Origin of the sequence: Streptosporangium sp. NPDC001681, assembly GCF_040298085.1 — a bacterium.
Classification (GTDB): Bacteria; Actinomycetota; Actinomycetes; order Streptosporangiales; family Streptosporangiaceae; genus Streptosporangium.
Genome location: NZ_JBEOZN010000179.1, coordinates 1 through 16,621, shown reverse-complemented (window position 1 = coordinate 16,621; position 16,621 = coordinate 1). Strand labels below are relative to the sequence as shown.

At 71.7% G+C, this 16,621-nt stretch carries 13 protein-coding genes; 6 read left to right on the top strand and 7 right to left on the bottom strand.

The genetic code is table 11. The features are described 5' to 3' along the window. From ABT130_RS43485 to ABT130_RS43470, 4 genes are all read left to right on the top strand, one after another. Nucleotides 1-1,056: carboxyl transferase domain-containing protein (locus ABT130_RS43485; protein ID WP_350965752.1), on the top strand; the 1,056-nt coding region annotated here is incomplete at its 5' end. A gap of 8 nt (nt 1,057-1,064) precedes the next feature. After that, on the top strand, nt 1,065-3,077 hold the full coding sequence (locus ABT130_RS43480; RefSeq protein ID WP_350965750.1) for an acetyl/propionyl/methylcrotonyl-CoA carboxylase subunit alpha: 2,013 nt from the start codon (nt 1,065-1,067) through the stop codon (nt 3,075-3,077). Nucleotides 3,078-3,114: 37 nt separating this feature from the next. Beyond that, nucleotides 3,115-4,062: a hydroxymethylglutaryl-CoA lyase gene (locus ABT130_RS43475; protein WP_350965748.1), complete on the top strand. Its 948-nt coding sequence runs from the start codon at nt 3,115-3,117 to the stop codon at nt 4,060-4,062. A 2-nt stretch (nt 4,063-4,064) separates the two neighbouring features. After that, complete coding sequence (locus ABT130_RS43470) at nt 4,065-5,222, top strand: acyl-CoA dehydrogenase family protein (RefSeq protein WP_433361222.1); 1,158 nt, start codon at nt 4,065-4,067, stop codon at nt 5,220-5,222. Nucleotides 5,223-5,296: 74 nt separating this feature from the next. On the opposite strand, the gene ABT130_RS43465 is transcribed toward ABT130_RS43470, so the two are convergent. From ABT130_RS43465 to mppP, 7 genes are all read right to left on the bottom strand, one after another. After that, entirely contained in the window at nt 5,297-7,201 is a 1,905-nt protein-coding gene (locus ABT130_RS43465; RefSeq protein WP_350965746.1) for an alpha/beta fold hydrolase, read from the bottom strand. Nucleotides 7,202-7,326: 125 nt separating this feature from the next. Next, complete coding sequence (locus tag ABT130_RS43460; protein WP_350965744.1) at nt 7,327-7,992, bottom strand: response regulator; 666 nt, start codon at nt 7,990-7,992, stop codon at nt 7,327-7,329. A gap of 45 nt (nt 7,993-8,037) precedes the next feature. Continuing rightward, a complete protein-coding gene (locus ABT130_RS43455) occupies nt 8,038-9,204 on the bottom strand; it encodes a sensor histidine kinase (protein WP_350965742.1) in 1,167 nt (388 codons plus the stop codon). A 398-nt stretch (nt 9,205-9,602) separates the two neighbouring features. Then, nucleotides 9,603-10,052 (bottom strand): helix-turn-helix domain-containing protein, encoded by a 450-nt coding sequence (locus ABT130_RS43450; protein ID WP_350916808.1) that lies wholly within the window; start codon nt 10,050-10,052, stop codon nt 9,603-9,605. Nucleotides 10,053-10,242: 190 nt separating this feature from the next. Beyond that, entirely contained in the window at nt 10,243-11,073 is an 831-nt protein-coding gene (gene mppR / locus ABT130_RS43445) for an enduracididine biosynthesis enzyme MppR (RefSeq protein WP_350965740.1), read from the bottom strand. 3 nt (nt 11,074-11,076) lie between these two features. Further along, nucleotides 11,077-12,303 carry an aminotransferase class I/II-fold pyridoxal phosphate-dependent enzyme gene (locus tag ABT130_RS43440; protein ID WP_350965738.1) on the bottom strand — a complete coding sequence of 409 codons (1,227 nt, stop codon included), beginning with the start codon at nt 12,301-12,303 and terminating at the stop codon, nt 11,077-11,079. Next, nucleotides 12,300-13,448, bottom strand: a complete 1,149-nt coding sequence (gene mppP / locus ABT130_RS43435; protein ID WP_350965736.1) for an enduracididine biosynthesis enzyme MppP — start codon at nt 13,446-13,448, stop codon at nt 12,300-12,302. Before mppP ends, ABT130_RS43440 begins: the two co-directional genes overlap by 4 nt. Before the next feature lie 505 nt (nt 13,449-13,953). Between mppP and ABT130_RS43430 the strand changes: the two genes are divergently transcribed. Further along, on the top strand, nt 13,954-15,369 hold the full coding sequence (locus ABT130_RS43430; RefSeq protein WP_350965734.1) for a glycosyltransferase family 39 protein: 1,416 nt from the start codon (nt 13,954-13,956) through the stop codon (nt 15,367-15,369). Between the two features lie 211 nt (nt 15,370-15,580). Further along, nucleotides 15,581-16,621 (top strand): DUF6545 domain-containing protein (locus ABT130_RS43425; protein ID WP_350965732.1); only part of this gene is annotated, 1,041 nt, incomplete at its 3' end.

Here is a 16,621-nt window from a genome sequence, read left to right as displayed (position 1 = left end):
AACCAGGCCACCATGTCGGCGCGCGGCATCCCGCAGATCGCCGCGGTCCTCGGCTCCTGCACGGCGGGCTGCGCCTACGTCCCGGCGATGAGCGACGAGGCGGTGATCGTCCGCAACCAGGGCACGATCTTCCTCGGTGGCCCGCCGCTGGTGAAGGCGGCCACCGGCGAGGAGGTCAGCGCCGAGGACCTGGGCGGCGGCGACCTGCACGCCCGGGTCAGCGGCGTCACCGACCACCTCGCCGACGACGACCGCCACGCGCTGAGGATCGTCCGGGACATCGTCTCCACCCTCGCGCCGCGCACGCCCTCCCCCTGGGAGCGCCTGCCATCGGAGGAGCCGGTCTGCGACCCCCGCGACCTGTACGGCATCGTCCCCGCCGACACCCGCACCCCGTACGACGTCCGTGAGATCATCGCCCGCGTCGTCGACGGCAGCAGGTTCGGCGAGTTCAAGGCCGAGTACGGCAGCACGCTCGTCACCGGGTTCGCCCGCATCCACGGTCACCCCGTCGGGATCATCGCCAACAACGGCATCCTGTTCGGCGAGTCGGCGCTCAAGGGCGCCCATTTCATCGAACTGTGCGACCGGCGCAACACCCCGCTGGTCTTCCTGCAGAACATCAGCGGGTTCATGGTCGGCCGGGCCTACGAGGCGGGCGGGATCGCCAAGCACGGCGCGAAGATGGTCACCGCCGTCGCCTGCGCCCGGGTGCCCAAGTTCACCGTGGTCGTCGGCGGCTCGTTCGGGGCCGGCAACTACGCGATGGCCGGGCGCGCCTACTCGCCCCGGTTCCTGTGGATGTGGCCCGGAGCCCGGATCTCGGTGATGGGCGGCGAGCAGGCCGCCAACGTCCTGTCCACGGTCGGCAACGCCGACCCCGACGCCATCCGCGGGCAGTACGAGGAGCAGGGCAACCCCTACTACTCCACGGCCCGCCTCTGGGACGACGGGGTCATCGACCCCCTCGACACCCGAACCGTCCTGGGCCTGGCCCTGTCAGCCTCGGCCAATGCCCCCCTCGACCCTGTCGGCTACGGCGTCTTCCGGATGTGACCGCACCCATGACCCACCCATCAGCACCCCGCCGGATGTTCGACACCGTCCTCGTCGCCAACCGCGGCGAGATCGCCCTGCGGATCACCCGCACGCTCAGCAGACTGGGCATCCGTTCCGTGGCCGTGCACAGCGACGCCGACGCCGGGGCGCGGCACGTCCGCGAGGCCGATGTCGCGGTACGGCTCGCCGGCGGCTACCTCGACGTCGACGGCATCCTCGCCGCCGCGGCGGCGACCGGAGCCCAGGCCGTGCACCCCGGCTACGGCTTCCTCGCGGAGAACGCCGCCTTCGCCCGGCGCTGCGCCGAGGCCGGGCTCGTCTTCGTCGGCCCGCCGCCGGAGGCCGTCGAGGCCATGGGCGACAAGATCCGCGCCAAGGCCACCGTCTCCGCGGCCGGCGTCCCCGTCGTCCCCGGCGGAGCCGAGCCGGGCGACGACCTGGCCGAGGCCGCCGAGCGGATCGGCTTCCCCGCGCTGATCAAGCCCTCGGCGGGCGGCGGGGGCAAGGGCATGGTGCTCGTGCGCTCCGCGGCGGAGCTGCCGGAGGCGCTGGCGTCCGCCCGCCGCACGGCCGCCGCCGCGTTCGGTGACGCGACCCTGCTGATCGAGCGGTTCGTGGAGAACCCCCGGCACATCGAGATCCAGGTGATGGCCGACGCCCACGGCGGCGTCATCCACCTGGGCGAGCGCGAGTGCAGCCTGCAGCGCCGCCACCAGAAGATCGTCGAGGAGGCGCCCTCCCCGCTTCTCGACGCCGCGACCAGGGCCGCGATGGGCGCCGCGGCGGTCGAGGCCGCCAGGTCCGTCGGCTACACCGGTGCCGGCACCGTGGAGTTCATCGTCCAGGGCTCCACCGGCGACTACTACTTCATGGAGATGAACACCCGCCTGCAGGTCGAGCACCCCGTCACCGAGCTGGTCACCGGCCTGGACCTGGTCGAGCTCCAGCTCAGGGTCGCCGCCGGCGAGCCCCTCCCGCTCACCCAGGAGCAGGTGCGGCTCGACGGTCACGCCGTCGAGGCCCGGGTCTACGCGGAAGATCCCTTCCGGGGCTTCCTGCCGACCGGGGGCCGGGTCCTCGCGCTGCGCGAGCCGCCCGGCGTGCGGGTCGACTCCGGTCTGCTGGCCGGGGGCGTGGTCGGCAGCGACTACGACCCGATGCTGTCGAAGGTCATCGCCTGGGGGCCGGACCGGGCGAGCGCCCTGCGGCGGCTCGACGGGGCGCTCGCGGCCACGGCCGTGCTCGGGGTGCCCACCAACATCTCCTTCCTGCGCGCCCTGATCGGCCATCCCGCGGTGGTCGCGGGAGACCTCGACACCGGCCTCGTCGAGCGCCATCTCGACGAGCTGGTCTCCCGTGCGGGTGTCCCCGACGACGTGCTGACCGCCGCGGCCCTGGTCCTGCACCGCGAGCACGTCCCCGCGGGGCACGCCGACCCGTGGGACGTCCCCGACGGCTGGCGGCTGGGCGAGGCGGCGTGGACCGTCTACCGGCTGGAGAGCCGCGACGGGGTCCACGAGCTCAGGGTGCGCGGCCTGCCCGCCTCCGGCGCCGAGGTCCTGCTCTCCGGCAACGGCGACGGCGACGGCGCGGGTGCCGGCGCCGAGACGGTACGGGCGCTGCTGGCCGACGAGGGCGACGACCTGCTCGTCACCCTCGGTGAGACCGCGAGGCGCTACGCCGTCGCCAGGGACGGCGACACGGTGTGGCTCGGCCGCGACGGCGACGCCTGGGCGTTCACCCACCGCCACCTGGGCGACCCCGGCGACCGGGCGGGCGCGGGCGGTCCGGGGGACGGTCTGGTCCGCAGCCCGATGCCGGGCACCGTTCTGGTAGTGAAGGTGGCCGTCGGTGACCGGGTCACCGAGGGGCAGCCGCTGCTCATCGTGGAGGCGATGAAGATGGAGCACACCGTGACCGCGCCGATCGACGGGGTCGTCGCCGAGGTGCGGGTCCGGACGGGCCAGGCGGTCGGCATGGACGCCGTGCTGGCCGTGGTCGGCGGACAGGAGCGGTGATGCGCGCCGTACCGGAACGTCAGGGAGACGAGGGGGCATGATGCGCGAGCCGCAGAGGATCGGGGCGGAGGGACTGCCCGAGCGGGTCACGATCTACGAGGTCGGGCCGCGCGACGGGCTGCAGAACGAGGCGGCGGTGGTCCCCGTCCGGGTCAAGGCCGAGTTCATCGCCCGGCTGGCCGCCGCGGGACACCGGGTGATCGAGGCCACCAGCTTCGTGCACCCCAAGTGGGTGCCCCAGCTCGCCGACGCCTCGGAGTTGCTGGCGGTCATGGAGCGGGTCCCCGGTGTGCGCTACCCGGTGCTCGTGCCCAATGAGCGCGGCCTGGACCGCGCGCTCGAACACGGCGTCCAGGAGATCGCGATCTTCGCGAGCGCCACCGAGACGTTCGCGGGCCGGAACCTCAACCGGACGCTGGAGTCGCAGTTCGACATGTTCGAGCCGGTGGTCGCACGGGCGCTGGCGCACGGCCTGAAGGTCAGGGCGTACGTGTCGATGTGCTTCGGTGACCCTTGGGAGGGCCCGACGCCGATCGCCCAGGTCGTCTCCGTCGGGCGCAGGCTGCTCGACCTGGGCTGCTTCGAGCTGTCGCTCGGCGACACCATCGGCGTCGGCACCGCCGGCCACGTCGCCGCGCTGATCGAGGCCTTCGGCGACCCCTCCCGGCTCGCGGTCCACTTCCACGACACCTACGGCCAGGCCCTGGCCAACACGCTCACCGCGCTGCGGGAGGGCGTGAGGGTGGTCGACGCCTCCACCGGAGGCATCGGCGGTTGCCCGTACGCCGAGAGCGCCACCGGCAACCTCGCCACCGAGGACCTGGTCTGGATGCTGCACGGTCTCGGCGTCGAGACCGGTCTTGATCTTCCGTCGCTGGTGGAGACCAGCACCTGGCTGGCCGGCAGGCTCGGCCGCCCCAGCCCGTCGCGGGTCGTCCAGGCCCTGGCCGGGAGCCCGTCCCGCACCCCCGTGGAGAAGGAGTGACCATGCCCAAGCTGACCGGTGAGTACGAGGAGCTACGCAAGACCGTCGAGGCGTTCGCCCGCGACGTGGTGGCCCCGGTGATCGGCGACCTCTACGAGCGCGAGGAGTTCCCCTACGACATCGTGCGGCAGATGGGCGCGATGGGCCTGTTCGGGCTGCCGATCTCCGAGGAGTACGGCGGCATGGGCGGCGACTACTTCGCGCTCTGCCTGGCCCTGGAGGAACTGGCCAGGGTCGACTCCAGCGTGTCGATCACCGTCGAGGCCGCGGTGTCGCTGGGCGCCATGCCGATCTACCGGTTCGGCACGGCCGAGCAGCGCGCCGAGTGGCTGCCCCGGCTGACGTCGGGCGAGATGCTGGGCGCCTTCGGTCTCACCGAGCCGGGCGGCGGCTCCGACGTGCCGGGCGGCATGCGCACCACGGCGGTGCTGGACGGCGACGAGTGGGTGATCAACGGCACGAAGGCGTTCATCACCAACTCCGGCACCGACATCACCGGCGTCATCGGCGTGGCCGCGATCACCGGCGAGCGGGCCGACGGCAAGAAGGAGATCTCCACGATCCTGGTGCCGGCGGGCACCCCGGGCCTCACCGTCGCCAAGAAGTACTCCAAGGTGGGCTGGAACTGCTCCGACACCCGCGGGCTCTCCTTCGACGACTGCAGGGTCCCGGCGCGGAACCTGCTCGGCGAGCGTGGGCGCGGCTACGCGCAGTTCCTGCAGACCCTCGACGAGGGCCGCATCGCCATCGCCGCGCTCTCCACCGGGCTGGCCCAGGGCTGCGTGGACGAGTCGCTGCGCTACGTCCGCGAGCGCCGGGCGTTCGGCCACCCCATCGGCCACTACCAGGCCATCCAGTTCAAGATCGCCGATATGGAGGTGCGCACCCACACCGCCCGCCTGGCCTACTACCACGCCGCGGAGAAGATGCTCGCGGGGGAGCCGTTCAAGAAGGAGGCGGCCATCGCCAAGCTCGTCGCCGGCGACGCCGCCATGGACAACGCCCGCGACGCCACCCAGATCTTCGGCGGCTACGGGTTCATGAACGAGTACCCGGTCGGCCGCTTCTACCGCGACGCCAAGATCCTGGAGATCGGCGAGGGCACCAGCGAGGTCCAGCGCATGCTGATCGCCCGCGAGCTGGGGCTCGGCGACCTCTGAGTCATCGAGAGGGCGGCGGTCCCGGCCGGGTGAGCAGGCACAGGACCGCCGCCTGAGACGGTGGGTTCGGGGCGTCAGTGTGCGGGGATCGTCGCGATGAAGTCGTGCCCCGCGAAGGTTCCGGAGACGGTGGTGTCGTCCTTGGGGAGGAAGGCCTTCCACGAGAGCCTCACCGGGTGGGACCCGCCGTCGCCGTCGATGACGGTCAGCCGGGCCGTGGCGTCATCGCCCAGGCGGATCTCGCCGTTCACCGTGAGGTCGCCGACGAAGCGGACGTCTCGCAGCCGGACGGTGGCCGCCTTGTCGTCGAACGTCAGCAGGCCGCCGCGCAGGCCCGCCTCCGTGGCCGACTGCCAGTACGGGGACCTGAGGGGGTTGCGCCTGGCCGTCGCGTCGGCGACGGTGGCGAAGGCGGCCGCGAGGACCTGCCGCTCTGCGGCGGCCAGGCGGGTGCCGCGTGCCGGAGGCACCTGCGCCACGGTCCCGGGGAAGGAACCGAGGGCGCGGTAGTTCGCCTCGTCGCAGCGGGGCTTGTCGTCGAAGGCGCCCGGGTCGGTGAGGAAGGCGCGCATCGCATCGCGGACGCACCCGTTCACCTGGGGGCCCGTGGTGAGGTTGTGGGAGGCGAAGCGAAGCCGGGAAAAGGTGGAACCGGGGAAGCGCCGAGTCACCGCGGCCGCCTCCGCCGGGGTGGTCGAGTCGAAGTCCCCGCCCAGGGCCAGGACCGGCACCCGGGGCTGTTCCGCGCCCGGCGGTACGGGCGGGCTGTCGCGAGGAGCCGGCCAGCCGACGCAGATGTCCTGCATGCCGAGGACCGGTCTTCCCGGGAGGGATCCGCCCAGGTCCGTGACGGTGAAAGGCCTGAAGGGGCGCTTCTCGTCGTAGTAGCGGTCCAGTTGACGCCGCCGCTCGTCCGCCGGAGCGGCGCGCTCGAAGGGGAAGGCGGCGTCACCACACATGTAGGAGAGCAGGCCCGCCAGTTCCGCCCCGCGCAGCGGCGCGGTCGGGGCCGCGTCGATCACTCGCACCAACCGGCGCAGCGGGAGCGGATCGCCGTCCAGATAGGCGGCGACGGCCGCGCTCTCCTCGCGGCCGACCAACGGCAGATAGAGGTTGTTCGTCAGGTGCGCGAGCGACGAAAGCCGCAGTTCCGGATCGGGATGGGTGCGCAGGTGCCGTACCAGCTTGGCGAGGGCGTCGGCGGGATCGCCCGGCAACCGCCGACAGGCGCGAGAGGGGGCGCAGGCCACGTCGAGCAGGTCGGCGCGGGTCCGGATCGGCCCGGTCAGGTAACCGTCCTGACCGGTGGCCACAATGCTGTCGAGCAGCACCCCGGAGACGCTGCCCGGGTGGCGGGCGGCGTACGCCTGGGCGAACAAGGTGCCGTACGAGATGCCATAGAACATCACTTTCGGTACGCCCAGGGCATCGCGTACGGCGTTCATGTCGGTGACGGCCTGGTCGGCGGTGAAGAACCGGCCGCGAGGACCCAGCCGGGTGGCACAGGCGGTGACGGTCTCCTGGCGTTCCAGGTCGAGCCCCGGACAGAGCACGGGGCTGGACTTTCCCAGACCGCGCGGCTCGACCACCAGCAGGTTGTGCCGGTCGAGCACCGGTCCCAGTGCCTCGGTCAGGGACGGCACCGCGGGGAGCGCCGGCGACGGCCCGCCCGGATTGGCCAGTACGGTCCCGGCCGCCGGGCGGGAGGCGTCCTTCCTGGGTAGCCAGGCGAACGCCACCGTGATCCGCTCCGAAGCGGGGTCGTTCCAGTCGAGCGGCACCCGTATCTCCCCGTCGCAGCGGGTCTTCGCCGAAGCGCACGGATGCCGGAACCCGCCTGCGTTCGGGCGGGGCGTGTCGTGGTCGCGGGCGGTGGCGTTCGGGGCGGTGAGGACCGAGGCGAGAAGCGTTCCGCAGGTGCCCGCCGTGACGAGCGCCGCCGTGGCCCGGCGCGTGATGGATCGCTGGTCTGCGTTCATGCCTTCCAGGCTTGTCCACGATCGGGACCGGTTCCTCGTAGCCGGGAACGGTTTCCCCCTGGGAGCCGAGCCCCGGCCGCCTCCCCGTATGGGAGCACGGTCCCATGGAACCGGAAGGGGAAAGATCAGCCGGCGGTGCCCGGGGTGACGAAACCCGCCTCGTAGGCGACGACCACCGCTTGGGCCCGGTCGCGGACGCCGAGTTTGGCGAACAGGCTGGTCACGTGGTTCTTCACGGTGGAAACCGCCACGTCCAGCGTCCCGGCGATCTCCAGGTTCGACTGCCCTCGTGCGATGAGGACCAGCACCTCACGCTCCCGGTCGGTCAGCCCGGCAAGCTCCGGCGGCATCGTCGCGGGCCGGGGCCGTACGGCCCGGACGAACGTGCCGATCAGCCGGGTCAGCAGCCGCGGCGCGACGACCGCGTCGCCGCGGTGCACCACCCGCACGCCCTCCAGTAACTCCTCGGGCGAGACGTCCTTGGGCAGGAAGCCCGAGGCCCCGGCCCGCAGCGCCTCGATGACGTACTCGTCCAGGTCGAAGGTGCTCAGCGCGAGCACGCGCACGCCGGGCAGCTCGGCGGTGATCCGCCCGGTGGCGGTGACGCCGTCGGCCTCCGGCATGTGCAGGTCCATCAGCACCACGTCGGGGAGCAGGTCGCGGGCGAGGATGAGCGCCTCGTCACCGTCGCCCGCCTCACCCACCACGGAGAGGTCGTCCTGGGCGTTCAGGATCATCCGGAAGCCGAAGCGCACCACCGCGTGGTCGTCGACGACCAGTATCCTGATCATTTCTTCCCCTCCCGCCCGATCGGACCATGCTCGGCCGGTTGGCTCTCAGCTTGTTCCCAGAACCGGGAGGGGCAGCCGGGCATGGACCCGGAAGCCCCCGTCCCGCAGGTGCCCCGTCTCCAGCCACCCACCGCAGAGTGCCACACGCTCGGCCATTCCGCCCAGCCCGAAACCGCCCCCGAAGTGGCCTTCGTGCCTCCGGCCGCCAGAGGGCGCACCGGGCCCGTTGTCGACCACCTCCACCTCGACCGCGGCGGGTTCGTAAGCGATCCTGACCCTCACCGGGGCGTTTCCGGCGTGCTTGCGCGCGTTGGTCAACGACTCCTGGACGATCCGGTAGACCGCGTGGTCGACCGCGGCGGGCAGCCGGCCGGGCTCACCGGTCACCTCCAGGAGCGCGGGCTGTCCCGCCTCGCGAGCCCGGCCGACCAGCGCGGGCAGGGCGGCGGCCCCGCGGGCGGGCGAGCCCGTCCCGGTACGGGTGGGGGAGTCGCCCGCCACGGGGGCGCTCTCCGGGCCGGCCGGCTCGTTCACCCGGTCGGCGCGCAGCACGTGCAGCAGCTGCCGCATCTCCGCCATGGCCTCCCGCCCGGCGAGCTCGGCGTTGAGCAGGGCGGCCTCGGCCCCGGCGGGATCGCGGGCCATGGTCGTGCGTGCCGCTCCCACGAGGACCTGCATCGTGCTGATGTTGTGGGCGACCACATCGTGCAGTTCCCGGGAGATGTGACGGCGCTCCGCCCGCACGATCTCCTCGGCGAGCTCGGTCTGCCTCCTGAGGGCGGTCTCCCGGCGCAGCCGCACCAGCCTGCCCACCCCGACGAGCAGCAGCGGGACGAGCAGTCCCACAGAGCCGGAATCCTGGCGTTCGGCTCCGGTGGCGAGCTGGACGGCCGTCGCCACCGCCGGGTAGAACAATCCCACCGCCACGGCCGCCGCCCAGGCGCGCCGGGCCTCGCCGTGCCTGCCCGTCGTGTACAGGGCCAGCATCGCCTGCAGGCCGTACCCCTGCCAGCCCGTCGACACGACGATCACGCAGTCGCAGGCCACGGTGACGGCCACCACGGTGATCGGCCGGCTCCGCCGCCACAGCAGAGCCGCGGACGAAACGGTGAAGAAGGTGAACGCCAGGACCGAGAATCCCTGAGCGGAGAACCTGCCCTGAAGGATGGCCAGGGCGACGTACACCGCCCAGACACCCAGTGCGATGAGCACGTCGGCGACGCGCGAGCGGTCCGCCGGCGACCACCTACCTCCGGCCGCTCCGAACCACGCTCGCGCCCCCGTGAACGTGGCACGCATCCTGCCGGGCCCGGAGCCCTTCACCGCTGGGTTCGTCCGCGATGCCGCCCGGCTCGCAGGCAGGTGGCCGGGCCCGAGGGGGGAGCGGATCCGGTAGCAGGCCGATCGGGGGCGCCGTGCGGGTCGGGGGATTTCTCAGATGTTCGGGCCATGGAAGACCACGGTTCCAGAGCGAGGGCTCCGAGACCATGGCTTCGGGACGGTCCCGGCCGAGCCGTCACCGATCCTGCCCGGCGCGCCGGTAGCGCAGCAGCACGGTCCGGGAGTCGACGAGCCGCAGATCGGTCAGGCCGGTGAGCCGCGGCGGGTGCTCACGGCCTCTCCGTGGTGTCGGGCAGTCCTTCCAGCTCGCGTACCCGCTCGATCATCTCGGTGATGGCGTTCAGGCTCTTGGGGGAGAGACCGGCCGCGCGCAGCGCGAGCTGCCGGACGTGCGTGTCCCGGATGGCGGTCAGCAGCGCGAGTTCGGCGTCGATCCGCTCGGCTGCCGTTTCGTCGAAGAAGTAGGCCGGAGGGACACCGAAGAATCCCGCCAGGGCTTCAAGATGCCGTTTGGTCGGGTTGTCGCGGATGCCTTTTCGCAGCTGCCAGATGTAGGTGGCCGATATGGTCGGGCCGCCGGCCGTGCGAAGCGCCTCGGCGACCTCCTCGAAGCTGTACTCGCCGCCGTCACGCGGGTGGACCGTGTGGAAGAGATGGTCCAGCTTCGCCGCGAGGGTCCGCCGTGTGTCCGGCGAGCCGGCCGGCGAGGTGTCTGGCATGTGTCCTTCCCGCGCGGACCGGCCTGGGCAGGCCCGGGTCGCAGGTCGAAGGATACCAGGGCGTCAACTGGGATGGGTGGCAGCGTGTATATGGACCAACGACAGTTTGTTGTTCCTGTGGATCGGTCGCTGCGAGGTACGCCGGGCGGAACATTAGATGAAATATCCTGATGTTTTCCCGGGGGTGCCGTCACCTGTCGTCATCCGTCAGCGGCCGGCCGTGATGCAGCGTCTCCGCGTAGGAGAACACGTATCCCCTGCCCACCTCGACGGGGGCCAGGCCGGCCAGGTCGGCGTCCGGCACGTCGAGGAGGCGCAGGTCGGCCGATCCCGCCCAGATGTCGGAGAACTCGATGTCGGTGACCTCCGAGACGACGAGCCGGTTCAGCGGCGCCTCCGACGGCACCCAGGAGGGGAACAGCCGGGTGTGCACCAGCGGGAGCGTGTGCAGAAGCGGCGGCCGGTCGATCCGGCCGTCCAGCGTGACGGTCGCCTCGGCGGTACGCCGTCCGTCCACGGACAGGACCCCGCCGAACCGTCCCCCACCGGCCAGCTGGGGACCCGCGCGGCCGACCGTCACCGGCCGGATCTGGTGGACGGTGCCGAACTGCTTGGGCATGCCCTGGATCCAGCCGCGCATCAGCGGGACCGGGCTGTCCACCCAGGCGTACGGGCATCGCGCGAGATGCCGCCCCCGGTACCGGCAGGAGATCAGGATCAGGAACTCGGCGAACCGGCATCGCGCCGGGTCGGCCAGTTCGGCCCCGGACTCCGAGCACCACTGCCACTCGGCGAAGATCGCGGCGGCCTCGCCGGGGTCGGGCCCCGGCTCCAGCTCGGGTGGCAGGAACCGCGCGGCCGCGGCCGGGTCCACGCGGTAGTCGACCATGATGACGTCGCCGGAGAAGTGCCAGGGCGGCGGGGTGACCATCGCCGAGCCCCCGGAGGGGGAGAGCGGCAGGGTGTAGCCGTGCGGGCCCGCCGTCGGAGTGGAGGGGATGGTCGTCTCGATCGATCGCATGCGTCAGGTCCGATCCGTGTGCGCCGGTAACGCGTTCCAGGCCGTGGCCAGCCGCCGGGCGGCGAAGGCCAGCCGCGAGGGGGAGTTGAAGCTGTAGGCCAGCCGGATGGCCGGCCGCGCCGTGCCGCCGAAGCGGGAGCCCGCGGCCACCTCGACCCCGGCACCGCTCGCCGCGCCGAGCAGGTCGGGCTCGCGCTGCCGGTGGCGGGCGCGGAGCCAGACGAAGAAACCGCCGTCCGGCCGGTCGAGCTCGAAACCGTCGTCCAGGCCGGCCAGCAGGGTGTCGACGAGCGTGTCACGCCTCTCCCGCAACCGGGCTCGCAGCCAGTCCAGGTGACGGTCGTAGTCGCCGGCGCGCACCAGGGCGGCCACCGCGAGCGCGGCGGTGTGGTTCAGGCAGCCGCCGCTGCGGAACAGCCCGTGACCGGCGAGCCGGTCGACGGTCTCGGTCCCGGCGAGCAGCCAGCCCAGGCGCAGCCCGGGGGCGAGCGTCTTGGAGAAGGTGCGCAGCCGGATCACCCCGTGGTAGCTCGCGAGCCCCGCCATGGAGGGGGGAGCGGGGGCCTCGCCGAGATGCAGTTCGGCGTAGGCGTCGTCCTCCACGACCGGAGTCCCGTGGCGGGACGCGACGGACAGCAACTCACGTCGCCGTGCGACGGGGACGACCCGGCCGGTGGGGTTGTGGAAGGTGGGGTTCAGGTAGACGAACGCGGCCCGTTCCTCGGCCAGGGCCTCGCGCAACGCGTCCGGATCCATGCCCCCGGAGTCCGAGCGCACCTCGCGCAGCCGCATCCCGCAGTCGGTGAGGATCAGGCGTCCCAGGTCGTAGCAGGTCTCCTCGACGAGTACCACGTCCCCCGGATCCGCCAGGGTGGTGGCGAGCAGCTGAAGAGCCTGCGAGATGCCCGCGGTGACCAGCACGTTTCCGGGCCCGCAGGCGATGCCGTCCGCCCGGGTGGTCCGTTCCGCCAGCGCGGCGCGGAGGTCGAGCGCGCCCCGGTCGTCGCCGTAGCCGAGCGCGGCCGAGCCGTACTCCTCCAGTGCCCGCGCGTAGGCGGCTCCCAGCAGGTCGACCGGGAGCAGGCCGGGTTCGAGGTAGCCCGGCCCCAGGTCGAACACGCCGGGAGGGGGGAGCGACTGCACGACCCCCGCCCGCCAGGAGCGCGCGTGCGACAGGGGTCCCGCGGCCTCCGCCGGAACCGTCGCGGCCTCGCCCGCGTCGGTTCTCATCGTGAGAGCAGTACGGAGCGCAGCGCCCGGGTCGCCTCCCTGAGGGGAGCGGCGGACCTGGCCAGGGCGATCCTGAGGGTACTGTTCCCCTCGGGCGGGTTCGCCCAGTGGAACTTCTGGCAGGGCAGCACGTACACGTTGTGGTCCCGCAGGCTGGACCACACGTCCAGGGCCGACCGCGCGCCGACGTTCACCCGTTCCACGCTGGCCCTGCTGTGCGGGTCGGGGAAGTGGATCCCCGGCACCCCGGCCAGCCCTTCCCGCACCAGGGCGCGGTTCTCCGCCACGAAGCGGTGCAGGTCGGCGAGGCCGCCGTCCGCGGCGTCCTCGGAGAACCGCTGGACCAGCGCGAGCACCATCGGGGACACGCCCAGCAGGATGTCGGAGTAGATCTTGGCCACCGGCAGGCCGAGGTTGGCCGCCGTCACCAGCCAGCCGACCTTGAGGTCGAGCGTCGGCCACAGCTTGCCGGTGTCCTCGATGACGACCCAGCGGCACCCGCTGTCCCCCAGCACCCGGTAGTGGTCGTAGTGGCCGGCGGGGTCGAACCCGCGGAACGAGGTGTCCAGCGCCAGGACCAGGTCGCGCTCCGCGCACTGCCCGGCGAGCCTGCGCAGGCCCTCCTCGGACAGCACCCGGCCGGTCGGGTTGTTCGGTGTGGTGACGAAGACGCAGCCCACCGAGCCCAGGACGTCGTCGAGGTCGTCCTCCCCCAGGCGTTCCTCGGCCACCGGCACCAGGTCCAGCCCGACACCGCGGAGGATGTCCGGGATGTTGTCGAAGGTGGGGTGGATCAGCGCGACCGAGCTCATCGCGCCGGCCAGGGAGCGGGCGAGGATCTCCATGGCCACGGAGGAGGAGTAGCAGGCCAGCACCCGGCCGTCGTCGCCCGGGTAGCTGTGCTGGCCGAGCAGCCCGAAGTACGCGCGGTGGGCTTCCCGCTCCACCTCCTCGACCGGGAGTTCGGCGGCCTTGAGGAACAGGTTCGGCAGGTCGTCGATGATCCGGGCCTGTCCCGCGGTGAGCCCCTGGCGGGCGTGCGCGTCGGCGATGTTCAGCGGGCTGTTCAGGGCCAGGTACTCGAACTGGGTGAGATTGCCGACGTCCAGCCCTGAACTGGCGGGCACCGTTCGGGTTTCCTGCATTCCGTTCACCTCGCATGGGTGGTTCGGGAGTGTGGGGCAGCCGGGGACATCTGTTTTCCGGCATTCGAAAAATCCCTGTCGAATCCGGGGGTAACCGTTCGTGGACCGCCGGTCGACCGGCGCCGCGGAATGCGGTTATCGATCGCACGAAACGACAGGGGTGTTGAGGGAAAAATAATGCATGAAAAGAATGTTCGCAAGCGTCTGGTTGCTCAATACGCGAGCTGCATATTTTCCCGAGGATTCAATGTCGTTGCCCGTCTGCGACGCCCCCGTCATGCTGTCACCAGCGGCTGTACTGTCGGCATGATGGTTCAACATGGAACGCCTATTTTGCGGATGAGAATGTCCGGCATGTCGTGGCGGGCCGTGGATCGAGAATGAGAGGTGCTCTTAAATGTCGACCGTGACGGCCATTCCGGAACCATCCGCGGAAAAAAACGGGGCGGCGATGTCGCCGGTGCGCCGGGGACCCCTCGCGGCTGTATCCGGCGGAGCGGTCGCCGTGTTCCTGCTGCTTTCCGGAGGGCAGGGGTACTACGTCGACGAACTCTACTTCCGGGTGGCCGCGGGGCATCTCGACTGGGGATACGTGGACCAGCCGCCCCTGATCCCGCTGCTGGCCCGGGCGCAGATGGCGCTGTTCGGCGACAACCTGGTCGCGATCCGCGTCGTGCCGGCGCTGCTGGCCGGAGTCGCCGTGCTGGTCGCCGGGCTCATCGCCCGCGAACTCGGCGGAGGCGGCCGGGCGCAGCTGCTCGCGGCGTGCGCGACGGCCGGCTCGCTGGCGTCGTTCGCCGCCGGGCACGTGCTCCACCCCACCGCCGTGGACCACCTCGTCTGGGTGACCGCGTGCTGGCTGGTGATCCGTGTCATCCGTACCGGCGAGGAGCGGCTCTGGCCGGTCGCCGGCGCGGTGGTCGGGGTCGGACTGCTCGCGAAGTACCTCGTGGTGCTGCTGGTGATCTGCCTCGCGGCGGGGCTGCTGGTCACGGGGCCCAGACGGGTGTTGCGCAGCGGGTATCTGCCGGCCGGCGCCGGGATCGCCGCGTTGGTCGCCGCGCCCGGCCTGGTCTGGCAGGCGCTGAACGGCTGGCCCCAGTTCGCGATGGCCGGGAGCCTGTCCGAGCCGTTCGGGGTCGGAAGCGTGATCAACTTCTTCGTGGGACAGATACTGATGATCGGCCCGTTCCTGACCCCGGTGTGGATTGTGGGACTGCTGGCCCTGCTACGCAGGCCCGAGTGGCGCGCCTACCGCTCGCTCGCCGTGGCCTACCTGGTCATGGTGGTGGTCCTGCTCCTGGCCGGTGGCGCCCCCCGGTACACCGAGGGCCTGCTGACCGTGCTGCTGGTGGCGGGATGCGTCCGCGCCGCCGGTTGGGCGGCGACGATCCCGCGCCGGATCTGGGTCGGGCTGGCGGTGGCCGGGAACGCGCTGCTGGCGATGGTGATGGTGATGCCGGTCCTCCCCGCCGCCGTGTACGCCCGCGATCCCGTGCTGGCGGCGCTGGGCGAGGAGCAGTTCGGCCAGACGGGCTGGCAGGGCCTGGCGGGACAGGTGGCCGCGGTCTACCGGTCGCTGCCGGAGGCCGACCGGGCACGGGCTGTCGTCTACGGCCACAACTACGGCGAGGCGGGTGCCGTCGCGCTGTACGGACCCGGTCACGGACTGCCGCGGGAGTACAGCGGCAACAATTCCTATGCTGATTTCGGTCGTCCGGCGGACGATAAAACGGTTGTCATAGCGGTCGGTGTGGACCGCGCCTCGTTCTCCAGGCTGTTCGGCCGGTGCGAGCTCGGTGGCACGCTCGATTTCGAGTTTCCCCATTTCGAGCAGGGTAAGGAGATCCTGGTGTGCCGTGACCCCCGTGAACCGTGGTCGCGGATATGGCCTGAACTGCGCTGGCTGGGTACATTCTGAGACCACGACCCAATTTCCGGCCTGCTAGGCTCGGCCGGGATAGGACATGGAGAACTCACGGGGGTGGGTCAGTCGATGAAGACATTGGTCCGCGGGCTCGAAGAGTCCGCGGACGTCACCGTTCTGGAATTCTGACTGTGGTTATCCGGGGGCGGAAAGCATCCCTCGGGTGGTGTGGCCGGTCCACTCTCGTCCTTTTTCGAGAATCACGATGACCCGTTCAGGGGCGAGTTTCAGGCGGCTGCGCCGCAGGTGTGACGAGATACTGAGCGAACTCCCGCTGCCCATGCCGTTCGACGCCGGGAAGCTGTGCGACACGGTGGCGCGAAGGCGCGGCCGCACCATCCGGCTGGAGCCCATGAGGAGCCGGCGCGGCGTGATGGGGCTGTGGGTGGCCGTCGACGGCGCCGATCTGATCTTCTACGAGCAGGTGACCACGCCACCGCACCAGGAACACATCATTCTCCACGAGCTGAGCCATCTGCTGTGCGGGCACGATGTGACTGACCTGTCGGCCGCCGAGCAGGTACGGCTGCTCATGCCCAATCTGGACTCCGGGATGGTGCACAGGGTTCTGAGCCGCGGCTCCTACTCGGGCGTCGAGGAACAGGAGGCGGAGCTGCTCGCCTCGCTCATCATGCAGCGATCCAGACGAATGTTCCCCCTGAGCGGCGACGTCTCCGCTGGAATCGGGCGGAAGCTGGTCGTCGCCGGCCTGGTCGCGGCCCTGGCGTACCACGTCAACAAGGCACTGCTGCCGGCCATGGCCGCCTTCGGGGACGACCACGCCCGGCCGCTCGGTCACGCGCTGGACGCCGTGCTCGCCCTGGTCGCGTTCGTGTGCGTCCCGCTGGGCGCCACCATGTCGGCGTGGGGGGCGTTCCTGCGGGTGCCTGCCCTGCTGGAGTGGTTCCATCGCTACCGCGTCTACACGGTGCTGCGCCCGCTCTGGGGAGATCTGTACCGGGCCAACCCGCAGATCGCCCTGCTGCGGCCGCCGCACCGGCTGGCCGGCCTGCTGCCACCGCGCGACCTCGGCCTGCGCCTGTACCGGCGGGTCGTGGAGATCCGGGACGGCCGGATGATCGTACGGCATCACCTGGACCCCGCCGTGGGGGGGGGGGGCGGGGGGGGCGCGCGGGCGGGGCCCCCGGCCCTGCAGCGCCCCGCGCGCGGGGGTTGGGGGGGGGGTGGGGGGGTGGGGTGGGGGGGCCGCACCTGGCGGCCGGGTCAGGGCGAACGCCGGGAGACC

What these genes read in the sequence shown, in the direction of transcription:
- ABT130_RS43480 (WP_350965750.1), top strand. Translation starts at nt 1,065, where the DNA reads ATGACCCACCCATCAGCACCCCGCCGGATGTTCGACACCGTCCTCGTC.
- ABT130_RS43475 (WP_350965748.1), top strand. Translation starts at nt 3,115, where the DNA reads ATGATGCGCGAGCCGCAGAGGATCGGGGCGGAGGGACTGCCCGAGCGG.
- ABT130_RS43470 (WP_433361222.1), top strand. Translation starts at nt 4,065, where the DNA reads ATGCCCAAGCTGACCGGTGAGTACGAGGAGCTACGCAAGACCGTCGAG.
- ABT130_RS43465 (WP_350965746.1), bottom strand. Translation starts at nt 7,201, where the DNA reads ATGAACGCAGACCAGCGATCCATCACGCGCCGGGCCACGGCGGCGCTC.
- ABT130_RS43460 (WP_350965744.1), bottom strand. Translation starts at nt 7,992, where the DNA reads ATGATCAGGATACTGGTCGTCGACGACCACGCGGTGGTGCGCTTCGGC.
- ABT130_RS43450 (WP_350916808.1), bottom strand. Translation starts at nt 10,052, where the DNA reads ATGCCAGACACCTCGCCGGCCGGCTCGCCGGACACACGGCGGACCCTC.
- mppR (WP_350965740.1), bottom strand. Translation starts at nt 11,073, where the DNA reads ATGCGATCGATCGAGACGACCATCCCCTCCACTCCGACGGCGGGCCCG.
- ABT130_RS43440 (WP_350965738.1), bottom strand. Translation starts at nt 12,303, where the DNA reads ATGAGAACCGACGCGGGCGAGGCCGCGACGGTTCCGGCGGAGGCCGCG.
- mppP (WP_350965736.1), bottom strand. Translation starts at nt 13,448, where the DNA reads ATGCAGGAAACCCGAACGGTGCCCGCCAGTTCAGGGCTGGACGTCGGC.